The sequence below is a fragment of the Geobacillus sp. BK01 genome (assembly GCF_052220245.1).
Classification (GTDB): domain Bacteria; phylum Bacillota; class Bacilli; order Bacillales; family Anoxybacillaceae; genus Geobacillus.
In genome coordinates this window covers 37168-57626 of the sequence record NZ_JBQPTH010000015.1, presented here as the reverse complement: position 1 = coordinate 57626, position 20459 = coordinate 37168, and the positions used below count along the sequence as shown (strand labels likewise).

Below are 20459 nucleotides of genomic sequence, written 5' to 3'. Positions count from 1 at the left end.
GCACCCTAGGTCTGTAAGATATCCACAAAATTGAAAAAGGATGTAAGGGATTTTGTCGAAAAATATTTTTTCGGCACCCCTGAGAGGCCGAAAAGCCTTGATATATCAACATTTCTAGAGGGAGGATGGACGCCATGTTTTATGCGCTGAACGGGCGGGCGCTGAAAAAAGCTCTCATTATTATTTGTTCCGCCTTTTTTACCGCTGTCGTTCTGTACGCCTATGAAATGAACCGTCCGGTTTTGTCGCTCCCTTCCGGTCCAAAGGCGGTATATAAGGTGGACAATAACCGTGATGAGGTGGCGTTGACATTTGACATTAGCTGGGGAGATGAGAATGCAGACAAAATTTTAGATGTCTTAAAACAGCATGGGATTAAAAATGCGACCTTTTTTTTATCAGCTTCCTGGGCCGAACGCCATCCGGCTGTTGTGAAACGGATCAAACAGGAAGGACATGAAATCGGCAGCATGGGGTATAATTTTGTCAACTACACAGAACTTGAGAACGCCAAAATCCGTCAGGATTTAATGATGGCGGAAAAAGTATTTGACACACTGGGGATTAAGAATGTCGAACTATTGCGCCCCCCAGGGGGGAACTTTAACCAAAACGTACTAAAAATTGCGGAGTCTCTCGGCTATACGGTCGTACATTGGAGCATCGACTCAAAAGATTGGCTGAACCCCGGGACAGAGCAAATTGTCGCAAACGTCACCAATGATTTAGAGCCAGGCGATATCGTACTCCTTCACGCTTCTGATTCGGCGAAACAAACCGCAAAAGCGTTGCCGGAAATTATTGCGGCGATGAAAGAAAACGGGTATAAAAACGCCAGTCTTTCTGAACTATTGGCAAACGGTGGAGCTGAAAGCAAGGGGATTGACTAAAGCCAGAAGGCGAGCTTTGCATCACCCCCAAAAGGCGGAACCCTCCTCCGGATGCGGCGCGGTCACGCCGCCAGCGGGCGCAAGAGGATGTCCATACCCCGAAGGTATTCTCCCCACTTTCGTCCGCTTTGGAATGGAGGGTCCCCACTAGGCTAAACGCTTTCGCGTCCACGCCTGCGCCAACAAGCAAGGCCTTCTCTGCGCACGATAATAAAAAAGAACAGGCGGCACCTTACTTCCGCTTATTGTTTCGTGCCGCCTGTCAACTTATGCAGTATAAGGAGCTGGTATGAATTGCATACTAATAGTGTGATCAACATCAAATATAACCAATCTTGGTCATTAATACGCAAAACAGGGAACCATTCCACGACTGTTACAACGACCATAAAGAATAAAGACGGGATGAACGCTCCTTTATTCGTTTGCACACTCTTAGCATAGGCAGCGGCCAACCCGACCGCCAAAACAAACAAAGCGATCAATATATACGGGATGATCGACTCCCCCGCTGCTGCAAACGCCATGTAACGAAAGTACACTAAATCAAATAGTACAAACAGAATCAGGACAAGTTGCACCGCGCTCCATAGCGAGCGGAAAATGCCAAGTCCGAAGCGGTGAACAGTCAAATACGCAAAAAACCCTGCCTGGCTAATGACACTAAAAATGAAGCCAACGCCAATATGCCATAGCAACACGGCCATCAATTCAACAATCTCCAAACGCAGAAGAAGATGTCCAAATTGTTTCCAGTTCAAAACCATACCGACAGCTGCTGCAGTAACTCCCCCGATCAGCAGTGTAGTCAAAAATAAGCGCACCCATTTGCGGCTGTTCACAGTTTGCTTCATCCTCCATCATTTCATCATAATCCGCTTAACATTTTACCAGTGCCCTCCTGAAAAAGCCAGCTTCCATTCGGTCAAATGCATATTTTTTTCGTCAACATTCATATTAAAGGTGAGGGATTTTTGCAGAAAGGAGCCCAATTTTATGAACAAGTGCATACCGCTCCTCTTGCTCAGCTTTCTCGTTCTTAGTTCTTGTGCTCCTCAAGAAATCAGCCCTCCTCCTCCGGATTACGAACAAACAAAAAAAATGGTCGTTGACATTTTAAAAACGGACGAGGGGAAAAAGGCGATTCAAGATATTATGTCGGAAGACCAAATGAAGCAGCAGCTGATCATGGATCAAGCGGCTGTAAAAGAGACATTGCAACAAGTGTTGACGTCTGATCAAGGGAAGAAATTTTGGGAAAATGCGCTAAAAGATCCAAAATTCGCTGAAAGCTTCGCAAAAGGATTGCAAAAAGAACACGAAAAAATGATGAAGGCGCTCATGAAAGATCCTGAATATCAAGGAATGATGATCGACATCCTAAAAGATCCTGAAGTGGAACAGGCGATGGTCGATGTATTAAAAAGCAAGGAGTTCCGTCAACATTTGCAAAAGGTGATTACAGAAACGTTAAATAGTCCGTTGTATCAAGCAAAAATTCAGGATATGTTGACCAAAGCGGCAGAAACGCTCCAACAAGGTGGAGGAAAACAAGGAGAAGGAGGAGGGGAAGAAGGAGGAGAAGGAGAGGAAGGTGGCGGCAACCAACAAGGAGGCGGGGGATCATAAAGCGAAAACGGTGTCCGTATGCTGAACTAAACCGCAAGTGTTCATTAGGAACGAATCACTCGGTGCAGTTCAGCGCCATCGGACACCTTTTTCATTCGGACGATCAATATTTAGCGGCTATTTTGCGGGCGATATCCATATAAATGCTCCCAATCGGGTGATCCTCGGCATAAACGGACGGGGCAAAATCGTCGTCATTCCAATCCGGTTGCTGAAGCGGTAGCTGTCCTAACAGCTCTGTTTGCAGTTCTTTTGCCAGCTTTTCTCCACCGCCCTTGCCAAAGACATATTCCCTCTCGCCTGTTTTCCGGCTTTCATAATATGACATATTTTCGATTACACCGATAATCTCATGCTCGGTACGCAGCGCCATGGCTCCAGCGCGGGCAGCGACAAACGCGGCAGTTGGGTGTGGGGTTGTAACAATAATTTCTTTGCACGACGGCAGCATCGTATGTACGTCCAACGCGACGTCGCCGGTGCCTGGAGGCAAGTCAAGCAACAGGTAGTCTAAATCGCCCCATTCGACTTCTTTAAAAAAGTTGTTGAGCATTTTTCCAAGCATCGGGCCGCGCCAAATAACCGGGGCATTGTCCTCGACGAAAAAGGCCATCGAAATGACTTTTACCCCAAACCGTTCAACCGGTATGATCTTATCGCCCCTTACTGTCGGGCGCTCGGTGATTCCCATCATGTCCGGTACGCTAAATCCGTAAATATCGGCGTCGATTAACCCGACTTTTTTACCGAGCCGGGCGAGCGCGACCGCCAAATTGACAGAGACGGTCGATTTCCCGACCCCTCCCTTGCCGCTGGCAATGGCGATATACGTCGTTCCTTGTTTGTTCTCGCTATATTCCTCAACGACTTCCCGCGGCAGTTCGGCAAACCGCAGTCCGACAGAGGCGGCGCCTGCCTCTTTCAGTTGCTGGACGATCGCCGTTTGTACGCGGAGCTGGTCAGGCGTGCCGGTTTTGGCGAGCGCGATTTTTACGCTGACATGATTTTTTTCTTCCTTGATTTTAATTTCTTGAATGGCGTTCGTTTCCTTAAACGTTTTGTTTAAAAATGGATCTTCCATCTTTTCAAGAATGGCTCGCACTTCGTTTTCCGTCAGCATCGTATTCACCAACCTTTTTCAAATCAATGACTGTTTCTATATATTTACTATACCATAAACTGCTGGGAAACCGCCATCTTCGGCTTTCCCCCATTTACTCAACGGCAGTGGAGATTCCCGTTTCCCTTTGGCGAACCATGTTTCGTTACCGCTGCCGCCGCCCCCCACAAAAAAACCCCGCTATTCGCGAGGCGTGTGTTCGTTGGAAAAGTAACGCAACACTCCTTTGTAAATTGAAGCAGCGAGTTGCGTCTGGTAATGGTCAGAGGCGAGCAATTCCCGCTCGTCTGGGTTCGATAAAAACCCGACCTCAACAAGCGCACCGGGCTTTTTCGCGTATTTCAGCAAATAGACCGTATCGATCATTTTCGCCACCCGATGGGTGTTTTCCAAGTTGCGCCGCAGCTCGGCTTGGATAAATTTCGCCAACCGTTCATTTTCAATGAACGAACCGTAGTAAAACGTCTGCGCTCCCCGCCAGCGTGGGGATGGAATGGCATTTAAATGAATGCTGATGAATAGATCGGCATTGGACTCATTAATGAATGCTGTTCGTTCATGCAAGTCCTCTGTTTTCCGTCGGCTGTAGCCGCGTGTTGACGGACTTGCCAAATCGCGGTCCGTCTCCCGTGTCATCAGGACGAGCGCTCCTTGCTGCTGCAGGTAGTCGCGCAGCTTTTTCGCCACGTTGAGAGCGATCTCCTTTTCCAGCACCTCGCCGCCGACAGCTCCGCCGTCCGGCCCGCCATGGCCGGGGTCTAGTACGATAATTCTCCCGGACAGTGGAAGGTTCCACGGTTTTGTCGATGTGAGATCGGAAAATAAAGATGGGAATAACAAAACCCCCGCCATGGCAGTCGCAACAAAGGCGACAAGCCACTTCCACTTTTTTTTCATCGTTTCTCCCCCCGCGCGTTTCCCTTCTCTATCTTATATGGGACAAGGTGCGGGAATAGAACTCATTTAGTGAAGTTTTAGACGGCGCCGTTTTTTTCCCCGTTCAAATCCTTCGGTCCACCAACCGCCGATATATTGCTCACAGGCATAATAGAGCGACTGGCTGAGTAAATCGTCGTCAATATTGCCCCAAAAGCAGAGAAAGTCAAACAGCGTGTCAACCAAATATTTCTCCTCTTGAACGCAACGTCGACGCACGCTGTCGGCCGGTTCCCCATAATAGCCGAACCGGCTGTAATGGGCACCGAGCAAGTACGCTTCAATAGCCAGGTCAATACAGCCTTCCTCGACAACAGACGGGAAAATCCGATACGTATGGTAGAAAGGGACAAAATGTTCCAACACTTTGGCCCGCAGTTTCTCGAGCGACAATTCCCGCAACATTTTCCGCTCATAGCGAAGCTGCTTTTCCTGCCTTTTTTCCGCTAATGAAGTAATGACTGCCATCGTGTTTCACGCTCCTTTACGATGTAGTGTTTAACGATCAAACACAAACATGCGCGTTGGGCAAAGGCAGAAATAAGCAAAAAACCCAGCCAAATTGGCTGGGTCGAAATAGGCACATATAGGTTAGCGTTTCGAGAACTGCGGAGCGCGGCGAGCGCCTTTGAGCCCGTATTTTTTCCGCTCTTTCACACGGGCATCACGCGTCAGCAGGCCAGCGCGCTTCAATACCGCACGGAATTCCGGATCCACTTCAAGCAGCGCGCGGGCAATACCGTGGCGAATGGCACCCGCTTGGCCGGCAAATCCGCCGCCTTGGACGTTCACTAAAACGTCATAACTGCCGAGCGTTTCCGTTAAGACGAGCGGCTGTTTGACCATTTCAATGAGCGCTTCCGACGGAATGTATTCACGAATGTCTTGTTTATTGACGATGATGCGTCCATCGCCCGGGACGAGGCGGACGCGAGCCACCGAGCTTTTGCGACGACCTGTACCGTAATATTGTACTTGTGCCAAAATAAATACCCTCCCTTGTCAATTATCCACGAAGTTCGTATGCTTCCGGTTTTTGCGCTTGATGCGGATGTTCGCTTCCGCGATAAACGTGCAGTTTTTTGAACATTTGGCGGCCAAGGCTGCCTTTTGGAAGCATGCCGCGCACTGCCCGTTCAATCATTTGTTCCGGATAGTTCGTGCGCATTTCGAGCGCTGTTCTGACTTTCAAACCGCCCGGGTGCAGGCTATGGCGATAATACAGCTTTTTCGTTAGTTTTTTCCCAGTCAGTTCAACCTTATCAGCATTGATGACGATCACATGATCCCCGCAGTCGACATGCGGAGTGAACGTCGGTTTATGTTTGCCGCGCAACAGCGCCGCTACTTCGCTAGCTAAACGTCCCAACGTTTTGCCAGCTGCGTCGACAACGTACCATTTACGCTCTACTTCATTCGGTTTCGCCATGTAAGTCGTACGCAATGTAGTTCCCTCCTAAACAAAAAATGAACGAGTAAGTTGGTTGTTTATTTCAACACGATTGCTGTCCGGGGCTAATCGTGGAAAATACATGCCATATGATATGATAGCTTGACGACGCGCCAATGTCAAGAAAATGTTACACGAGGATTCGTTGTCATGGAACCCCCACTTATCCAAGTGGAAGGGGCCCGTTTCTCCTTCGGGGGCAGTGCGCGCCAAATAAGGTTTCCCCATCTCACGAGGACATTCGGCTTCCTTCCCATTGGGAACGACAGGCAGCGCCCATCCTCTCGAGATAAGGAGCTTTTGGCTAATTTCGGCATCCCTCAGCTCATAACGGAAAATTTTCGTGGTCATAGTACACACGCCATAAATACAGCCCTTCGGCCGGTGCGGTTGGGCCGGCAAGCCGCCGGTCTTTCGCTGCAAGCAATGCCTCGATGTCAGCCGGAGGCCGTTTTCCTTGCCCGATTTCAAGTACCGTGCCGACGATGATGCGCACCATATTGTACAAAAAGCCGTTGCCGACAAAACGAAACTGAAGCATCGGGCCATCTGCTTCAATTTCGGCTTGGTAAATGGTACGCACGCGGTCTTCGATTACCGTTTTGGCCGAACAAAAGCTCGTAAAATCGTGTGTCCCTTTGAACAAGCCGACCGCCTCGTTCATGGCCTCTACATGGAGCGGGTACGGATACCATGCGCAATAATGGCGGCGGAACACGTCGCGCTCGGCGGCGGTCCAGACGTTATAGCGGTACTCTTTCGCTTTGGCGGAAAAACGGGCGTGAAACGTGCTGTCTGTCTCGTCTACCGAACGGACGGCGATATCATCCGGAAGCTGGGCGTTTAACGCCTTTTTCCACTGCTCAGGAGAAAGAGAAAGCGGCGTATCGAAATGAATGACTTGCCCGTAGGCGTGAACGCCGGCGTCCGTCCTCCCGGAAGCCGCGATGCGCACGTCATTCCCTTTATGCATCCGTTTAAGCACTCCCTCAAACTCGCCTTGCACCGTCCGTTTTCCCGGCTGAACTTGATAGCCGGAAAACTGCGTGCCATCATACGCTACTACGCATTTCATCCGTCGTGTCATGGCGGTCCTCCGCTACGAGCGTAATAAAAAGAGCAATGCAGCCAACAGCGCGGTCGCGGCTAAAAATGCCGTGTCCAACGGCTTCCAGGCGAGCTGCCGGAATTTTGTTCGCCCTTCTCCACCGCGGTAGCCGCGCGCTTCCATCGCCGTCGCCAGCTCATCGGCCCGTTTGAACGAACTAATAAACAGCGGTACGAGCAGCGAAACGATCGCTTTCACCCGTTCAGAAAAACGGCCGCCGGAAAAATCAACGCCGCGCGCTGCCTGCGCTTTCATAATTTTTTCTGTCTCTTCCATAAGTGTCGGGATGAAGCGAAGCGAAATCGCCATCATTAAGGCGAGTTCATGGACGGGCACACGCATTTTTTTAAGCGGCCCAAGCAAGCTTTCGACGCCATCAGTCACTTCAATCGGCGTTGTCGTCAGTGTCAGCATCGTTGTCATGAGCACAAGCAGCAAAAACCGTATGGAAATAAAGATTCCTTGCCGAATGCCGCCTTCATAAATGGACAGCGCGCCAATCCGGTAGAGGACATCCCCTTCTTTCGTCATCAATACATGCAATAACAACGTAAACAACACAACCCATAAAATCGGCTTTAGGCCGCGCATAATGAACGAAAGCGGGATGCGCGACAGCGCTGCAAAAGCAAGCGTAAACAACGATAACACCACATACGTCACCGCATTGTTCGCCAAAAAGACGATCAGGACGTAGGCAAATACGATCAGCAGCTTCGCCCGTGGGTCTAAACGGTGGATCAGCGAATGGCCGGGCACGTATTGCCCGATAATCAACTGATTAGTCATGGACGCTCACCTTAGAGAACAGTTGCCGGATGGCGTCCACCGTCTGTTCGATCGTCAGGCATGGCGATGAAATGGTGACGCCAAACCGTCTTTCTAGCTCCTGCTTCAATTTGACTGTTTCCGGTACACTTAACCCGATGGCATCAAGCCGCTCGGCATCGTAAAAAATGTCTTCCGGCGTCCCTTGGCCCCATACTGTTCCTTCGTGCATCACGATGATTTGATCAGCGTATTGGGCGGCATCTTCCATACTATGAGTGACCAACACGGTGGTTAGCTGTTTTTCGCAATGAAGACGATAAAACATCTCCATAATCTCTTTGCGCCCGCGCGGGTCGAGTCCGGCAGTTGGTTCATCAAGCACGATCACTTCCGGCTCCAGCGCCAGCACGCCGGCAATGGCGACGCGCCGCATTTGCCCGCCGCTTAAATCGAACGGCGATTTGACGAGCACATCTTCGTTCAGTCCGACGAGCTTGATGAGTTCCTTTGCCTTTCGTTTCGCTTCTTCCTCGGGCACACCGAAATTGAGCGGGCCAAAACAAATATCTTTCTCGACCGTTTCTTCAAACAGTTGATGTTCCGGGAACTGAAACACAATCCCGACTTTTTTGCGCAACGGTTTGAGCTGCTTCGGCCGTTTGCTGCTGGTAATCGTCTCTTGGCCGATTTTCACCGTGCCGCCTGTCGGCTGCAGCAAGCCATTTAAATGCTGAAGGAGTGTCGACTTGCCCGAGCCGGTATGGCCAACAATGGCGACATACTCCCCGTCCCGAATCGCCACATTCACATCATACAGCGCCCGGCGGGCGAACGGCGAACGGGCATTGTACACATGCTCTACTTTTTCGAATACAATGTCCATAGCTCCTCGACCAACTCCTCCGTCGTGAAGTATCCCGTCCGAAGCGGGATGCCTTGTTCTCGCAAGCGGCTACCCATTTTTACAGCAAACGGCAAGTCAAGCCCGATACGCTCAAGCTTGTTTCCAAGCCGGAAAACGTGTTCCGGCGTCCCTTCTGCCATGACTTCTCCTTTGTTCATGACAATAATGCGGTCTGCTTTCGCCGCCTCTTCCAAATCATGCGTGATCGATACCACTGTGATGCGTCGTTGGCGGTTCAGGCCGCGCACCGTATCGAGTACTTCCTTCCTCCCGCGCGGATCAAGCATCGATGTCGCTTCATCCAAAATGATCATATCGGGGCGGAGCGCCAAAATGCCGGCGATGGCCACGCGCTGCTTTTGCCCGCCGGAAAGCCGGTGCGGCTCGTGCTCAAGAAACGGCTCCATATGCACCTGGCGGACGGCTTCACGGATGCGCTCAACCATTTCATCGCGCGGAATGCCGTTGTTCTCAAGGGCGAAAGCAATATCGTCTGCGACAGTCGTCCCTACAAATTGGTTATCCGGATTTTGAAACACCATACCGACGCGGCGGCGTACCTCCCAAACATTCGTTTCATCGAGGGGGCGCCCGAACAGGCGAATGGCGCCCCGCTCCGGCTGAAGCAGGCCGATTAGCAGCCGGGCAATGGTCGACTTGCCGGATCCGTTATGGCCGACAATCGCCAACCACTCTCCGCGCTCGGCTTGGAAGCTAACGTTTTGCACCGCATACTCCGATTGGTTCGGATAACGGAAATACACTCCTTCGATCGAAAGGATCGGTTCGGCCATAATGGTTTCTCCTTGCCTCGTCACGTTCTCAACTGTCTCTTGCTAACGGGTAGTAAACAAAAAAAGGGCATAGATCCAGTTCAAACGAAACTGTCTCGCCCTTGTTGAAATGAAACCGTTACACAAGTTCAATAATGACCATCGGCGCCCCGTCTCCGCGGCGAGGACCAAGTTTCATAATGCGCGTATAGCCGCCTTGGCGATCTTGGTAGCGCGGCGCAATATCGCTGAACAGCTTTTGCAGCGCGTCTTGACCGGTTTCACTGTTGGCGACTTCCTTGCGAATAAAAGCCGCTGCTTGACGGCGGGCATGCAAATCGCCGCGTTTGCCGAGCGTGATCATTTTTTCGATGACCGAGCGCAATTCTTTTGCCCGTGCCTCAGTCGTTTCGATGCGTTCATTGATGATTAAGTCTGTCGTTAAATCGCGAAGCAATGCTTTTCGTTGAGAAGTCGTGCGTCCTAATTTTCTGTACGACATCGAATGTCCCTCCCTTTTAAAATAATGTGTTCCTCATTGCCGTCATGATCGGTTGACACCGAAGAAATCTATGGCTAAAGCGCGTTTCCGCTTTGCCAGCGGAGGCTGGCGCTTAATCGTCTTTACGCAGGCTGAGCCCCAACTCGGCCAATTTCGCCTTCACTTCTTCCAGCGATTTGCGGCCGAGGTTGCGCACTTTCATCATATCTTCTTCCGTTTTTTGCGTCAGCTCCTGAACGGTGTTAATGCCGGCACGTTTCAAGCAGTTGTAGGAACGGACAGAAAGATCGAGTTCCTCGATCGTCATTTCGAGCACTTTTTCTTTTTGGTCGTCCTCTTTCTCTACCATGATCTCGGCATTTTGCGCTTCATCCGTCAGGCCGACAAAAATGTTTAAGTGCTCGGTTAAAATTTTCGCCCCAAGGGAAATGGCCTCTTTCGGCCCAATGCTTCCGTCGGTCCACACGTCAATCGTCAGTTTGTCATAGTCTGTCACCTGACCGACCCGTGTGTTCTCGACTTGATAGGAAACTCGGGAGACCGGCGTATAAATGGAGTCGATCGGAATCACGCCGATTGGCTGATCTTCGCGCTTGTTCGCTTCAGCCGGGACATACCCACGCCCCCGTCTCGCGGTCATGCGTATGCGCAGGCGACCGCCTTCCGCCAGCGTAGCAATATGAAGGTCCGGGTTTAAAATTTCTACATCGCTGTCATGAGTAATATCGGCAGCCGTGACAACTCCCTCACCCTGCACATCGATTTCCAACGTTTTCTCTTCGTCCGAGTAAATTTTCAATGCTAACTTTTTAACATTCAAAATGATGGCTGTCACATCCTCGACGACGCCCTCAATCGTTGAAAATTCGTGCAGTACACCGTCGATTTGCACCGATGTCACAGCCGCACCAGGGAGTGAAGACAATAGGATACGACGTAAGGAGTTCCCTAAGGTTGTACCATATCCACGCTCAAGCGGTTCGACCACGAATTTGCCGTATTTGGCATCTTCGCTCAGTTCGACCGTTTCAATTTTCGGCTTTTCAATTTCAATCATCGGTTATTATACCCTCCTTCAAAACGTCGAGACCCCGACCAAACGGTACACGCCTAATAACATTCCCCCATGAATCTATATCTACGCTTGCCGGCGGACGAAGCCGGCTTCCCTGTTAAGGTCTTTATCATATCCCATTATTGACAATGGTTCACATTCTATACAGGGACGTTACACGCGGCGACGTTTTGGCGGACGGCATCCATTGTGCGGGATTGGAGTGACGTCTTTGATTGCCGTAATTTCCAATCCGGCTGCCTGCAATGCCCGAATCGCTGCCTCACGGCCAGCCCCAGGACCTTTCACGTTCACTTCGACCGTTTTCATGCCATGTTCCATCGACGCTTTCGCTGCTGCTTCCGCTGCCATTTGCGCCGCAAACGGCGTCGATTTGCGCGAACCTTTGAACCCTAATGCGCCAGCGCTCGACCAAGCAATGGCGTTGCCATGAACGTCCGTAATCGTGACGATCGTGTTGTTGAAAGTCGAACGAATATGGGCGATGCCTGTATCAATATTTTTTCTTACCCGGCGTTTGCGAGTATTTGTTCTACGTGCCATTCGTCAAATGACCTCCTTTGCGTGATTATTTTTTCTTGTTTGCTACCGTACGGCGCGGACCTTTACGTGTGCGGGCGTTGTTTTTCGTGTTTTGACCGCGAACCGGCAACCCGCGGCGATGACGGAGACCGCGATAGCAGCCGATTTCCATTAACCGTTTAATATTGAGCGATACTTCACGGCGCAAATCGCCCTCTACTTTTAAACGGCCAACGATTTCGCGAATGCGGCCCAATTCTTCTTCCGTTAAGTCACGAACGCGCGTGTCCTCCGATACGCCTGCTTCTTCTAAGATTTTTTGCGCCGTCGGTTTACCGATCCCATAAATGTATGTTAATGAAATGACTACCCGTTTATCGCGCGGAATGTCGACACCTGCAATACGTGCCATCGTTGTACACCTCCTTGGAAATTACCCTTGACGTTGTTTATGTTTTGGATTTTCACAAATGACCATGACTTTGCCGCGTCTGCGAATAACTTTGCATTTTTCGCAAATCGGTTTAACAGATGGTCTCACTTTCATGTTATTTACCTCCCTATTAAACGGAGTGCATTCTTTATTTATACCGATACGTAATCCGTCCACGCGTTAAATCATACGGCGACAATTCCACCGTCACTTTATCGCCAGGCAAAATGCGAATGAAGTGCATGCGGATTTTGCCGGATACATGGGCCAACACGGTATGCCCATTTTCTAATTCTACACGAAACATCGCATTTGGCAATGTTTCAATGACGGTTCCTTCCACTTCAATTACATCGTCTTTAGCCATCGAGCGGCTCTCCCTCCTTCGAATGGGTAACATTGTGTTACGCAAAACCGAACGGACATAAGGTGGACGATGTCCACAGTGATCGGGAAGGTTGATAACCGGCCGCCTTGATCGCCGAATCGGCTGAGCGGCCTGGGCAATCACAAACGCTGAAAAAGGGCTTGCCGATCTGCCCCGACGCCCAGAGGCTGCACTGTCTGCATCCGTTCACGTTAAAATGTCATAACCTTGTTCCGTGATCACAATCGTATGTTCAAAATGGGCACACCGTTTTCCGTCCACCGTGACGACGGTCCAATCGTCAGCCAATGTTTTCACATAACGGCTGCCGGCATTGACCATCGGCTCGATGCATAGCGTCATCCCCGGCCGCAAAATCGGCCCTTTATTCGGTGGACCATAATGCGGGATTTGTGGGTCTTCATGTAAGTGTTGACCAATTCCGTGCCCGACATACTCACGAACGACGGAAAAATGGTGTGCTTCGACGTACGTTTGAATCGCATGGGAAATGTTCGTCAAACGGGCACCTGGCTTCGCCTCTGCAAGCCCAACATACAACGATTGTTCCGTCACGTCAAGCAGCCGCCTTGTCTCGGCGTCAATCTCCCCAACCGGATACGTCCAAGCCGAGTCGGCATGGTAGCCTTCGTACTGGGCGCCTACATCGACCGTAATAATGTCGCCTTCGCGCAGCATGCGATCACCAGGAATCCCGTGCACGAGTTCCTCATTTACCGAGGCGCAAATGCTTCCCGGAAACCCTTGATAGCCTTTAAACGACGGAATGGCGCCACGGGAACGAATCATTTCCTCCGCGATGGCGTCCAGTTCCTTTGTCGTTACCCCGGGGCGAATATGCTTTTTCAACTCTTCCAAGGTAAGAGAAACGATTTTTCCCGCCTCGCGCATAAGAGAAATTTCATGCGCGGTTTTATAAATGATCATCGGGCAAGTCCCCCGAGCAATTCACAAATATCAGCGAACACTTTTTCCATTTCTTGCTCGCCATTAATGTGGCGCAAGTAGCCTTTTTGCTCGTAGAAGTCAAGCAACGGCTTCATTTGTTTTGTATTGACCTCAAGACGGTTCGCAACTGTCGCTTCGTTATCATCAGCGCGCTGATACAGCTCGCCCCCGCATTTGTCGCATACCCCCGGTTGGGCCGGCGGGTGAAAAACAAGATGGTATGTCGCCCCGCAATTGCGGCAAATTCGTCTGCCTGTGAGACGCTCCATTAGTACGTCTTGGCGAACATCGATATGGATGACATAGTCGAGCTTGCGGCCAATTTCAGCCAGCATTGTTTCCAACGCCTCCGCTTGAGCGACCGTACGCGGGAATCCGTCAAGCAAAAAGCCATTTTGGCAATCGTCTTTGCTCAGCCGTTCACGGACGATGCCAATCGTTACCTCATCCGGAACAAGGTCGCCGCGATCCATATACTGTTTCGCCTGCAACCCTAGCGGGGTCCCTTCTTTCATCGCAGCCCGAAACATATCCCCGGTTGAGATGTGCGGAATTCCATAGGTTTCGACGATTTTTTCGGCTTGCGTGCCTTTGCCGGCACCTGGCAGCCCCATCAGCACTAAATTCATCCTATACTCCCCCTACTAGCAAGAGGTGCCACTCTTGCCCTCTTTATTTGATGAATCCTCGGTAATGGCGTTTTACCAGCTGGCTTTCAAGCTGCTTCATCGTTTCAAGGGCCACACCGACAACGATGAGCAAGCTCGTACCGCCGATTTGTGCGGAAGGTGGCAAGTTCGCAAAGTTCACGAAAAACACCGGCAGCACGGCAATGACCGCTAAAAAGACCGAACCGACCAGCGTCAATCGGTATAAAATTCTCGTTACGTACTCCTGAGTGTTTTTCCCTGGACGAATGCCCGGGATGTACCCGCCTTGCTTTTTCAAATTTTCCGCCATCTGCTCCGGGTTGACTTGAACAAACGCGTAAAAGTACGTAAACGCGATAATAAGCACGACATAGATCGTCATGCCAACCGGATGAGTATAGTCAAACGTTCGGCGAATCCACAATGTTACGTCATTCGTACCAAAAAACGATGCAATCGTCGGTGGTGCAATCAAAAATGATACGGCAAAAATGACCGGAATGACCCCGGCTGGATTCACTTTAAGCGGCAAATGAGTCGAATGGCCACCGACCGGGTTTCGGCCTTCAAGCCGCTTGGCATATTGAATCGGAATTTTCCGGAACGCCTGCTGAATGTAGATGACGCCAACAATAACGGCAACAACTGCCAGCGCTACGAGCAACAGCCGGACGATGCGCAAAAACAAATCTTCCCCGACATTTTCAAATTGCTGAGCATAAATTTGATTCAAAATCGTCGGAATACCGGAGACGATCCCTGCAAAAATAATGATCGAGATGCCGTTCCCGACGCCTTTGGCGGTGATCTGTTCACCGAGCCACATTAAAAAGGCTGTGCCAGCGGTCAAAACAACCGCGATCAGCAAATATGTGCCAATGCCCGGATTTTGAATGAGCATCCCGCCGGCCAAGTTGTTGAAGCCGTACGACATGCCGAGCGCTTGGATAAACCCAAGCACAATCGTAAAATAGCGGGTAAACTGAGCTAATTTACGTCGGCCCATCTCACCTTGCTTTGACCATTCCGTGAATTTTGGAACGACGTCCATTTGCAATAGCTGGACGATAATCGATGCCGTAATGTAGGGCATAACCCCCATGGCAAAAATTGAAAAGTTTTGCAGCGCCCCGCCGCCAAAAATGTTCAGGACGCCGAACGCATTCAATTCATCTTGCAGTTTGAGCACATCAGTGTTCACGCTCGGAACAGGGATGAATGTTCCGATGCGGAACACAATTAGCATAAGAAGAGTGAAAATGATTTTGTTTCGAATATCACTGACGCGCATAAAGTTGGAGATTGTCCGAAACATTAAATCACCTCAGTTTTACCGCCAGCCGCCTCAATGGCCTCTTTCGCCGATGCCGAGAATTTATGCGCTTTAACCGTTAATTTTTTCTCGATTTGGCCTTTGCCTAAAATTTTCACACCCGACTTCAGCTTGCTGATTACACCTGTTTCAAGCAACAATTCCGGTGTAACTTCCGTGCCATCTTCGAATACGTTCAGTTTATCTAAGTTGACCACTGCATATTCTTTCCGGTTGATGTTCGTGAATCCACGTTTCGGCAAACGACGGAATAAAGGTGTTTGGCCCCCTTCAAAACCAAGGCGAACTCCTCCGCCGGAGCGGGCTTTTTGACCTTTATGACCACGGCCGGACGTTTTGCCGTTCCCCGAACCGATCCCACGGCCGACACGGACAGCTTTTTTCCGTGAACCCGGCGCTGGTTGCAATTCATGAAGTTTCATGGCGAAGCACCTCCTTATGATCTCATTATTCTTCAATTTCTTTTACTTTCACAAGGTGAGCGACTTTGTTGATCATCCCGCGGATGGCAGGGTTGTCATGATGAACAACCGTTTGGTGCATTTTCCGCAAGCCGAGTGTTTTGACGGTAATGCGCTGATCTTCCGGACGGCCAATCACGCTGCGCGTGAGGGTAATCGCCAATTTTTTTGCCATGATCGTTCCCTCCTTATCCTAACAGTTCCTCGACTGTTTTGCCGCGCAATTTTGCTACGTCTTCGGCGCGTTTTAATTGTTTTAATCCATCGAACGTTGCGCGCACCATATTGATTGGCGTGTTCGAGCCGATCGATTTCGACAAAATGTCGCTGATGCCCGCCAGTTCTAATACAGCACGGGCCGGACCACCGGCGATCACCCCGGTACCTTCAGAAGCCGGTTTTAAGATGATTTGTCCCGCACCGAAATGACCGATCACTTCATGAGGAATTGTCGTGCCCACGATCGGCACTTCCATTAAGTTTTTCTTTGCATCTTCAATCGCTTTACGGATCGCTTCCGGAACTTCTTGCGCTTTCCCTGTGCCAAATCCGACATGACCATTTTTATCGCCGACGACGACGAGAGCCGAAAAGCGCAGGCGACGTCCGCCTTTGACGACTTTTGTTACACGGTTTACCGCGACTACACGCTCTTCTAATTCAAGTTTATTTGGATCGATACGACGCATCGTTGTCCCTCCTTTTTAATTAGAATTCCAAGCCGGCTTCACGGGCGGCATCAGCCAATGCTTTCACCCGTCCATGATACAAATAACCGCCACGGTCGAACACGACTTGTTTAATGCCTTTTTCCAACGCCCGTTGCGCGACAAGCTCGCCTACTTTTTTCGCCGCATCAATGTTGTTCGTGGAATCCAAGCCGAACTCTTTATCCAATGTTGAGGCGCTGACAATCGTTGCTGATTTCGTATCATCAATAATTTGCGCATAAATATGTTTGTTTGAACGGAACACGCTCAACCGCGGACGTTCAGTCGTGCCGACAATTTTTTTGCGGATGCGCGCGTGTCTTTTTCTACGGACCGCATTTCGGTCAGCTTTTGTAATCATCGAATGTCACTCCTTTCGCTTCGCTATGCCGCGTTATTTACCAGTTTTTCCTTCTTTCCGTCGTACAAGCTCACCTTCGTAACGAATCCCTTTGCCTTTATACGGCTCCGGTGGACGTACGGCACGAATGTTGGCTGCCAGTTCGCCGACGCGTTGTTTGTCTGCCCCTTTGACGATGACTTTCGTTGCTGCAGGCACTTCGATTTCGAGTCCTTCTTCCGGCTCAATTTCTACCGGATGGGAGTAACCGACGCTCAAGACAAGCTTTTTCCCTTGTTTCGATGCACGGTAACCGACACCAACCAACTCGAGTCCTTTTTCATAGCCTTTTGAGACGCCCTCGACCATGTTAGCAAGCAAGCTGCGCGTCGTACCATGGAGCGCGCGGTGTTGCTTTTCATCACTCGGGCGCGCAACCGTAATCACATTGTCTTCAATATTGATCATAATATCCGGGTGGAACGTACGGGTTAATTCCCCTTTCGGTCCTTTGACCGTAACGGTATTGCCGTTCACAGTAACGGTGACACCGGCAGGAATTTCAATTGGTTTTTTGCCGACACGTGACATGTCAAACACACCTCCATTCTTGAGCGGATAAATTACCAAACGTAAGCGACTACTTCGCCGCCCGTGCCTTTTTGCCGTGCTTCTTTGTCTGTTAAAATGCCTTGTGACGTCGAGAGAATGGCGATCCCTAAGCCGTTTAAGACGCGCGGCACTTCATGGGCTTTGACATAGACGCGCAGCCCCGGTTTGCTGATGCGTTTCAGTCCGGTAATGACGCGTTCGTTGTTCGGACCGTATTTCAAGAAAATGCGGAGAATACCTTGCTTGTTGTCTTCGATATATTCTACATCACGAATAAACCCTTCGCGCTTTAAAATTTCGGCGATTTCCCGCTTGATTTTCGAAGCCGGTACTTCGAGTTTTTCGTGACGCACCATGTTCGCATTGCGGATGCGAGTAAGCATATCAGCAATTGGATCTGTCATCACCATTTTGTTTTACCTCCTTCCCAATCAATGGGTTGATTACCAGCTGGCTTTTTTAATGCCTGGAAGTTGACCTTTATATGCGAGTTCACGGAAACAAATACGGCAAAGTTTAAATTTGCGATAAACCGAATGCGGGCGGCCGCAGCGCTCGCAGCGGGTGTACGCTCTTACTTTAAACTTCGGCGTCCGTTTTTGTTTCGCGATCATCGATTTTTTAGCCACGATTTCGCCTCCCTTGCGTTATGGGATCATTATTTTTGGAATGGCATGCCGAGCAACGTTAACAGTTCACGCGCTTCTTCGTCCGTGTTGGCCGTCGTGACGATCACGATATCCATGCCGCGCACTTTGTTCACTTTATCGTAGTCGATCTCTGGGAAAATGAGCTGCTCTTTAATGCCGAGCGTATAGTTACCGCGCCCGTCAAACGCTTTTTTCGATACCCCGCGGAAGTCACGCACACGCGGAAGCGAGACCGAGATCAATTTGTCAAGAAATTCATACATCCGTTCGCCGCGCAATGTGACTTTCGCACCAATCGGCATTCCTTGGCGGAGACGGAAGCCGGCAATCGATTTTTTCGCGCGCGTCACAACCGGTCGTTGACCCGCGATCAATGTGAGTTCTTCGACGGCGCTGTCTAATGCTTTCGGGTTTTGTACCGCGTCGCCGACACCCATGTTAATGACGACCTTTTCGATTTTTGGCACTTGCATGATCGATTTATAGTTGAACTTGCTCATGAGAGCAGGCACGACTTCGTTTACATACTTCTCTTTTAGGCGGTTCATAAAAGTACCTCCTTTCCTGCGTCACGGTTATTTATCTAAAATCTCTCCGGATTTTTTCGCATAGCGCACCTTTTTGCCGTCAATCACTTTGTAGCCGATGCGTGTTGGCGCACCCGTTTTCGGGTCTAACGGCATCACTTTGGAAACGTGGATTGGCGCTTCTTTTTCAATAATGCCGCCTTGTGGATTCGCTTGCGACGGTTTCGCGTGCTTTTTCACGATGTTGACGCCTTCGACGATGACGCGGTTTTTCTTTGGAAATGCCGCCAGGATGACGCCTTGTTTGCCTTTGTCTTTGCCGGAGATTACTTGCACTTTATCACCTTTTTTTACATGCATCGCATTCGCACCTCCTTGAAACGTGATTCCGTTCCATTAAATAACTTCCGGAGCTAAAGAAATGATTTTCATAAAATCTTTCTCGCGCAATTCGCGGGCAACCGGTCCAAAAATCCGCGTACCGCGCGGGCTTTTGTCATCACGGATGATGACGCAGGCGTTTTCGTCAAAACGGATGTACGAACCGTCCGAACGGCGCACCCCGCGTTTCGTGCGGACGACGACTGCTTTCACAACTTGACCTTTTTTAACAACGCCACCTGGCGTCGCATCTTTAACCGTAGCGACAACGACATCGCCGATGTTCGCGTAACGGCGGCCCGAACCTCCGAGCACTTTAATGACAAGCACTTCGCGTGCGCCAGAGTTATCAGCTACTTTTAAGCGAGATTCTTGTTGAATCATCGACGAAACCTCCTTTCGGAATTATCTCCCCGAACTAAGTAAAGAACGATTATAGAACAACAGCCTTTTCGACGACTTCTACTAAACGGAAACGTTTCGTTGCCGACAGTGGGCGAGTTTCCATAATTTTAACGATGTCGCCGACTTTGGCAATATTTTGTTCATCATGTGCTTTATATTTTTTCGAGTATTTGACGCGTTTGCCGTATAACGGATGTTTTTTGTACGTTTCAACTAAAACGGTAATCGTTTTGTCCATTTTGTCCGATACGACCCGTCCGACGTACACTTTGCGTTGATTGCGTTCGCTCATTCCGCAAACCTCCTCTCAAACATTATTTATTGGCAGCAAGCTCGCGTTCGCGAATGATCGTTTTCATACGGGCGATGTCCTTGCGCACTTGGCGGATGCGCGCCGTGTTTTCCAGTTGGCCTGTCGCCAGCTGGAAGCGAAGGTTGAACAGCTCTTCCTTCAACGCTTGAATTTTTTGCTCGATTTCGGCAGTGGTCAAATCACGGATTTCTTTCGCTTTCATTACGCTTCACCACCAGTTTCTTCACGTTTTACAAATTTGCATTTGATCGGAAGTTTGTGAGAAGCCAAACGCAACGCTTCACGTGCCACTTCCTCGGAAACACCGCCCACTTCAAACATTACTTTGCCTGGTTTGACAACCGCGACCCAACCTTCCGGCGCCCCTTTACCGGAACCCATCCGCACTTCAAGCGGTTTGGCTGTATACGGCTTGGATGGGAAAATGCGAATCCATACTTTCCCGCCCCGTCTCATGTAACGGGTCATCGCCCGACGGGCTGCCTCAATTTGCCGGTTCGTAATCCAAGCCGATTCTAATGCTTGCAATCCGAATTCACCGAAATGAACTTCCGTACCGCCTTTCGCGCGGCCTTTCATCCGCCCGCGATGTTCACGGCGATATTTGACGCGTTTTGGCATTAACATG

Annotated in this window: 34 protein-coding genes; 2 read left to right on the top strand and 32 right to left on the bottom strand. The window is 50.1% G+C overall.

Features of this window, described 5'->3' with window-relative positions; genetic code table 11:
• The first annotated feature begins 134 nt into the window (after positions 1-134).
• Positions 135-890: a polysaccharide deacetylase family sporulation protein PdaB gene (gene pdaB / locus ACTVDO_RS13495; protein WP_020958394.1), complete on the top strand. Its 756-nt coding sequence runs from the start codon at positions 135-137 to the stop codon at positions 888-890.
• A gap of 242 nt (positions 891-1132) precedes the next feature.
• Here pdaB and ACTVDO_RS13490 read toward each other — a convergent pair whose 3' ends face one another.
• Positions 1133-1732, bottom strand: coding sequence for a KinB-signaling pathway activation protein (locus ACTVDO_RS13490; RefSeq protein ID WP_023817414.1), 600 nt, complete (start codon positions 1730-1732; stop codon positions 1133-1135).
• Between the two features lie 154 nt (positions 1733-1886).
• Here ACTVDO_RS13490 and gerD point away from each other — a divergent pair, with 154 nt between their 5' ends.
• Complete coding sequence (gene gerD / locus ACTVDO_RS13485; protein WP_020958392.1) at positions 1887-2519, top strand: spore germination lipoprotein GerD; 633 nt, start codon at positions 1887-1889, stop codon at positions 2517-2519.
• 103 nt (positions 2520-2622) lie between these two features.
• Here the strand turns inward: gerD and ACTVDO_RS13480 are convergent, their stop codons facing one another.
• The 31 genes from ACTVDO_RS13480 to rplP all read right to left on the bottom strand — a co-directional run bounded on the left by ACTVDO_RS13480 (position 2623) and on the right by rplP (position 20458).
• Positions 2623-3639, bottom strand: a complete 1017-nt coding sequence (locus ACTVDO_RS13480) for an Mrp/NBP35 family ATP-binding protein (RefSeq protein ID WP_020958391.1) — start codon at positions 3637-3639, stop codon at positions 2623-2625.
• Between the two features lie 180 nt (positions 3640-3819).
• Positions 3820-4536, bottom strand: a complete 717-nt coding sequence (gene cwlD / locus ACTVDO_RS13475) for an N-acetylmuramoyl-L-alanine amidase CwlD (protein ID WP_020958390.1) — start codon at positions 4534-4536, stop codon at positions 3820-3822.
• A 66-nt stretch (positions 4537-4602) separates the two neighbouring features.
• Positions 4603-5043: a YbaK family protein gene (locus ACTVDO_RS13470; RefSeq protein ID WP_020958389.1), complete on the bottom strand. Its 441-nt coding sequence runs from the start codon at positions 5041-5043 to the stop codon at positions 4603-4605.
• A gap of 123 nt (positions 5044-5166) precedes the next feature.
• On the bottom strand, positions 5167-5559 hold the full coding sequence (gene rpsI / locus ACTVDO_RS13465; RefSeq protein WP_020958388.1) for a 30S ribosomal protein S9: 393 nt from the start codon (positions 5557-5559) through the stop codon (positions 5167-5169).
• A gap of 22 nt (positions 5560-5581) precedes the next feature.
• Positions 5582-6019 (bottom strand): 50S ribosomal protein L13, encoded by a 438-nt coding sequence (gene rplM, locus ACTVDO_RS13460; RefSeq protein WP_020958387.1) that lies wholly within the window; start codon positions 6017-6019, stop codon positions 5582-5584.
• Positions 6020-6350: 331 nt separating this feature from the next.
• Positions 6351-7112: a tRNA pseudouridine(38-40) synthase TruA gene (gene truA, locus ACTVDO_RS13455; protein ID WP_020958385.1), complete on the bottom strand. Its 762-nt coding sequence runs from the start codon at positions 7110-7112 to the stop codon at positions 6351-6353.
• 12 nt (positions 7113-7124) lie between these two features.
• Positions 7125-7922, bottom strand: a complete 798-nt coding sequence (locus ACTVDO_RS13450) for an energy-coupling factor transporter transmembrane component T family protein (protein WP_020958384.1) — start codon at positions 7920-7922, stop codon at positions 7125-7127.
• A complete protein-coding gene (locus ACTVDO_RS13445; RefSeq protein WP_020958383.1) occupies positions 7915-8787 on the bottom strand; it encodes an energy-coupling factor ABC transporter ATP-binding protein in 873 nt (290 codons plus the stop codon). The genes ACTVDO_RS13450 and ACTVDO_RS13445 overlap by 8 nt, the downstream gene beginning before the upstream one ends.
• A complete protein-coding gene (locus tag ACTVDO_RS13440) occupies positions 8763-9602 on the bottom strand; it encodes an energy-coupling factor ABC transporter ATP-binding protein (protein WP_442901694.1) in 840 nt (279 codons plus the stop codon). The genes ACTVDO_RS13445 and ACTVDO_RS13440 overlap by 25 nt, the downstream gene beginning before the upstream one ends.
• Before the next feature lie 118 nt (positions 9603-9720).
• Positions 9721-10083 carry a 50S ribosomal protein L17 gene (gene rplQ, locus ACTVDO_RS13435; RefSeq protein ID WP_020958381.1) on the bottom strand — a complete coding sequence of 121 codons (363 nt, stop codon included), beginning with the start codon at positions 10081-10083 and terminating at the stop codon, positions 9721-9723.
• 112 nt (positions 10084-10195) lie between these two features.
• Positions 10196-11140, bottom strand: a complete 945-nt coding sequence (locus ACTVDO_RS13430; protein ID WP_020958380.1) for a DNA-directed RNA polymerase subunit alpha — start codon at positions 11138-11140, stop codon at positions 10196-10198.
• A 171-nt stretch (positions 11141-11311) separates the two neighbouring features.
• Complete coding sequence (gene rpsK / locus ACTVDO_RS13425; RefSeq protein WP_008881919.1) at positions 11312-11701, bottom strand: 30S ribosomal protein S11; 390 nt, start codon at positions 11699-11701, stop codon at positions 11312-11314.
• Between the two features lie 25 nt (positions 11702-11726).
• A complete protein-coding gene (rpsM, locus tag ACTVDO_RS13420) occupies positions 11727-12092 on the bottom strand; it encodes a 30S ribosomal protein S13 (RefSeq protein WP_020958379.1) in 366 nt (121 codons plus the stop codon).
• A 21-nt stretch (positions 12093-12113) separates the two neighbouring features.
• A complete protein-coding gene (rpmJ, locus tag ACTVDO_RS13415) occupies positions 12114-12227 on the bottom strand; it encodes a 50S ribosomal protein L36 (RefSeq protein ID WP_003247619.1) in 114 nt (37 codons plus the stop codon).
• Positions 12228-12261: 34 nt separating this feature from the next.
• Positions 12262-12480, bottom strand: coding sequence for a translation initiation factor IF-1 (gene infA / locus ACTVDO_RS13410; RefSeq protein WP_008881922.1), 219 nt, complete (start codon positions 12478-12480; stop codon positions 12262-12264).
• Between the two features lie 207 nt (positions 12481-12687).
• Positions 12688-13428: a type I methionyl aminopeptidase gene (gene map / locus ACTVDO_RS13405; protein ID WP_020958378.1), complete on the bottom strand. Its 741-nt coding sequence runs from the start codon at positions 13426-13428 to the stop codon at positions 12688-12690.
• On the bottom strand, positions 13425-14078 hold the full coding sequence (locus tag ACTVDO_RS13400; protein WP_020958377.1) for an adenylate kinase: 654 nt from the start codon (positions 14076-14078) through the stop codon (positions 13425-13427). The genes map and ACTVDO_RS13400 overlap by 4 nt, the downstream gene beginning before the upstream one ends.
• A gap of 43 nt (positions 14079-14121) precedes the next feature.
• Positions 14122-15414 (bottom strand): preprotein translocase subunit SecY, encoded by a 1293-nt coding sequence (gene secY / locus ACTVDO_RS13395; protein WP_020958376.1) that lies wholly within the window; start codon positions 15412-15414, stop codon positions 14122-14124.
• Positions 15414-15854 carry a 50S ribosomal protein L15 gene (gene rplO, locus ACTVDO_RS13390; protein WP_020958375.1) on the bottom strand — a complete coding sequence of 147 codons (441 nt, stop codon included), beginning with the start codon at positions 15852-15854 and terminating at the stop codon, positions 15414-15416. Before rplO ends, secY begins: the two co-directional genes overlap by 1 nt.
• Positions 15855-15879: 25 nt before the next feature.
• Positions 15880-16068: a 50S ribosomal protein L30 gene (gene rpmD, locus ACTVDO_RS13385; RefSeq protein WP_020958374.1), complete on the bottom strand. Its 189-nt coding sequence runs from the start codon at positions 16066-16068 to the stop codon at positions 15880-15882.
• A gap of 13 nt (positions 16069-16081) precedes the next feature.
• On the bottom strand, positions 16082-16582 hold the full coding sequence (rpsE, locus tag ACTVDO_RS13380; RefSeq protein ID WP_020958373.1) for a 30S ribosomal protein S5: 501 nt from the start codon (positions 16580-16582) through the stop codon (positions 16082-16084).
• Between the two features lie 19 nt (positions 16583-16601).
• Positions 16602-16964 carry a 50S ribosomal protein L18 gene (rplR, locus tag ACTVDO_RS13375; protein ID WP_442901693.1) on the bottom strand — a complete coding sequence of 121 codons (363 nt, stop codon included), beginning with the start codon at positions 16962-16964 and terminating at the stop codon, positions 16602-16604.
• A gap of 33 nt (positions 16965-16997) precedes the next feature.
• Positions 16998-17534, bottom strand: coding sequence for a 50S ribosomal protein L6 (gene rplF, locus ACTVDO_RS13370; RefSeq protein ID WP_020958371.1), 537 nt, complete (start codon positions 17532-17534; stop codon positions 16998-17000).
• A 32-nt stretch (positions 17535-17566) separates the two neighbouring features.
• A complete protein-coding gene (gene rpsH, locus ACTVDO_RS13365) occupies positions 17567-17965 on the bottom strand; it encodes a 30S ribosomal protein S8 (protein WP_020958370.1) in 399 nt (132 codons plus the stop codon).
• Positions 17966-17998: 33 nt separating this feature from the next.
• Positions 17999-18184, bottom strand: coding sequence for a type Z 30S ribosomal protein S14 (locus tag ACTVDO_RS13360; RefSeq protein ID WP_003247599.1), 186 nt, complete (start codon positions 18182-18184; stop codon positions 17999-18001).
• A 29-nt stretch (positions 18185-18213) separates the two neighbouring features.
• Positions 18214-18753, bottom strand: coding sequence for a 50S ribosomal protein L5 (gene rplE, locus ACTVDO_RS13355; protein ID WP_020958369.1), 540 nt, complete (start codon positions 18751-18753; stop codon positions 18214-18216).
• Between the two features lie 27 nt (positions 18754-18780).
• Positions 18781-19092: a 50S ribosomal protein L24 gene (rplX, locus tag ACTVDO_RS13350; protein WP_020958368.1), complete on the bottom strand. Its 312-nt coding sequence runs from the start codon at positions 19090-19092 to the stop codon at positions 18781-18783.
• A gap of 36 nt (positions 19093-19128) precedes the next feature.
• Positions 19129-19497 (bottom strand): 50S ribosomal protein L14, encoded by a 369-nt coding sequence (rplN, locus tag ACTVDO_RS13345; RefSeq protein WP_020958367.1) that lies wholly within the window; start codon positions 19495-19497, stop codon positions 19129-19131.
• Positions 19498-19546: 49 nt separating this feature from the next.
• Positions 19547-19810 carry a 30S ribosomal protein S17 gene (gene rpsQ / locus ACTVDO_RS13340; protein ID WP_020958366.1) on the bottom strand — a complete coding sequence of 88 codons (264 nt, stop codon included), beginning with the start codon at positions 19808-19810 and terminating at the stop codon, positions 19547-19549.
• Positions 19811-19832: 22 nt separating this feature from the next.
• A complete protein-coding gene (gene rpmC / locus ACTVDO_RS13335; RefSeq protein WP_020958365.1) occupies positions 19833-20033 on the bottom strand; it encodes a 50S ribosomal protein L29 in 201 nt (66 codons plus the stop codon).
• Positions 20033-20458 (bottom strand): 50S ribosomal protein L16, encoded by a 426-nt coding sequence (gene rplP, locus ACTVDO_RS13330; RefSeq protein WP_011229627.1) that lies wholly within the window; start codon positions 20456-20458, stop codon positions 20033-20035. Before rplP ends, rpmC begins: the two co-directional genes overlap by 1 nt.
• Between the last annotated feature and the right edge of the window lies 1 nt (position 20459).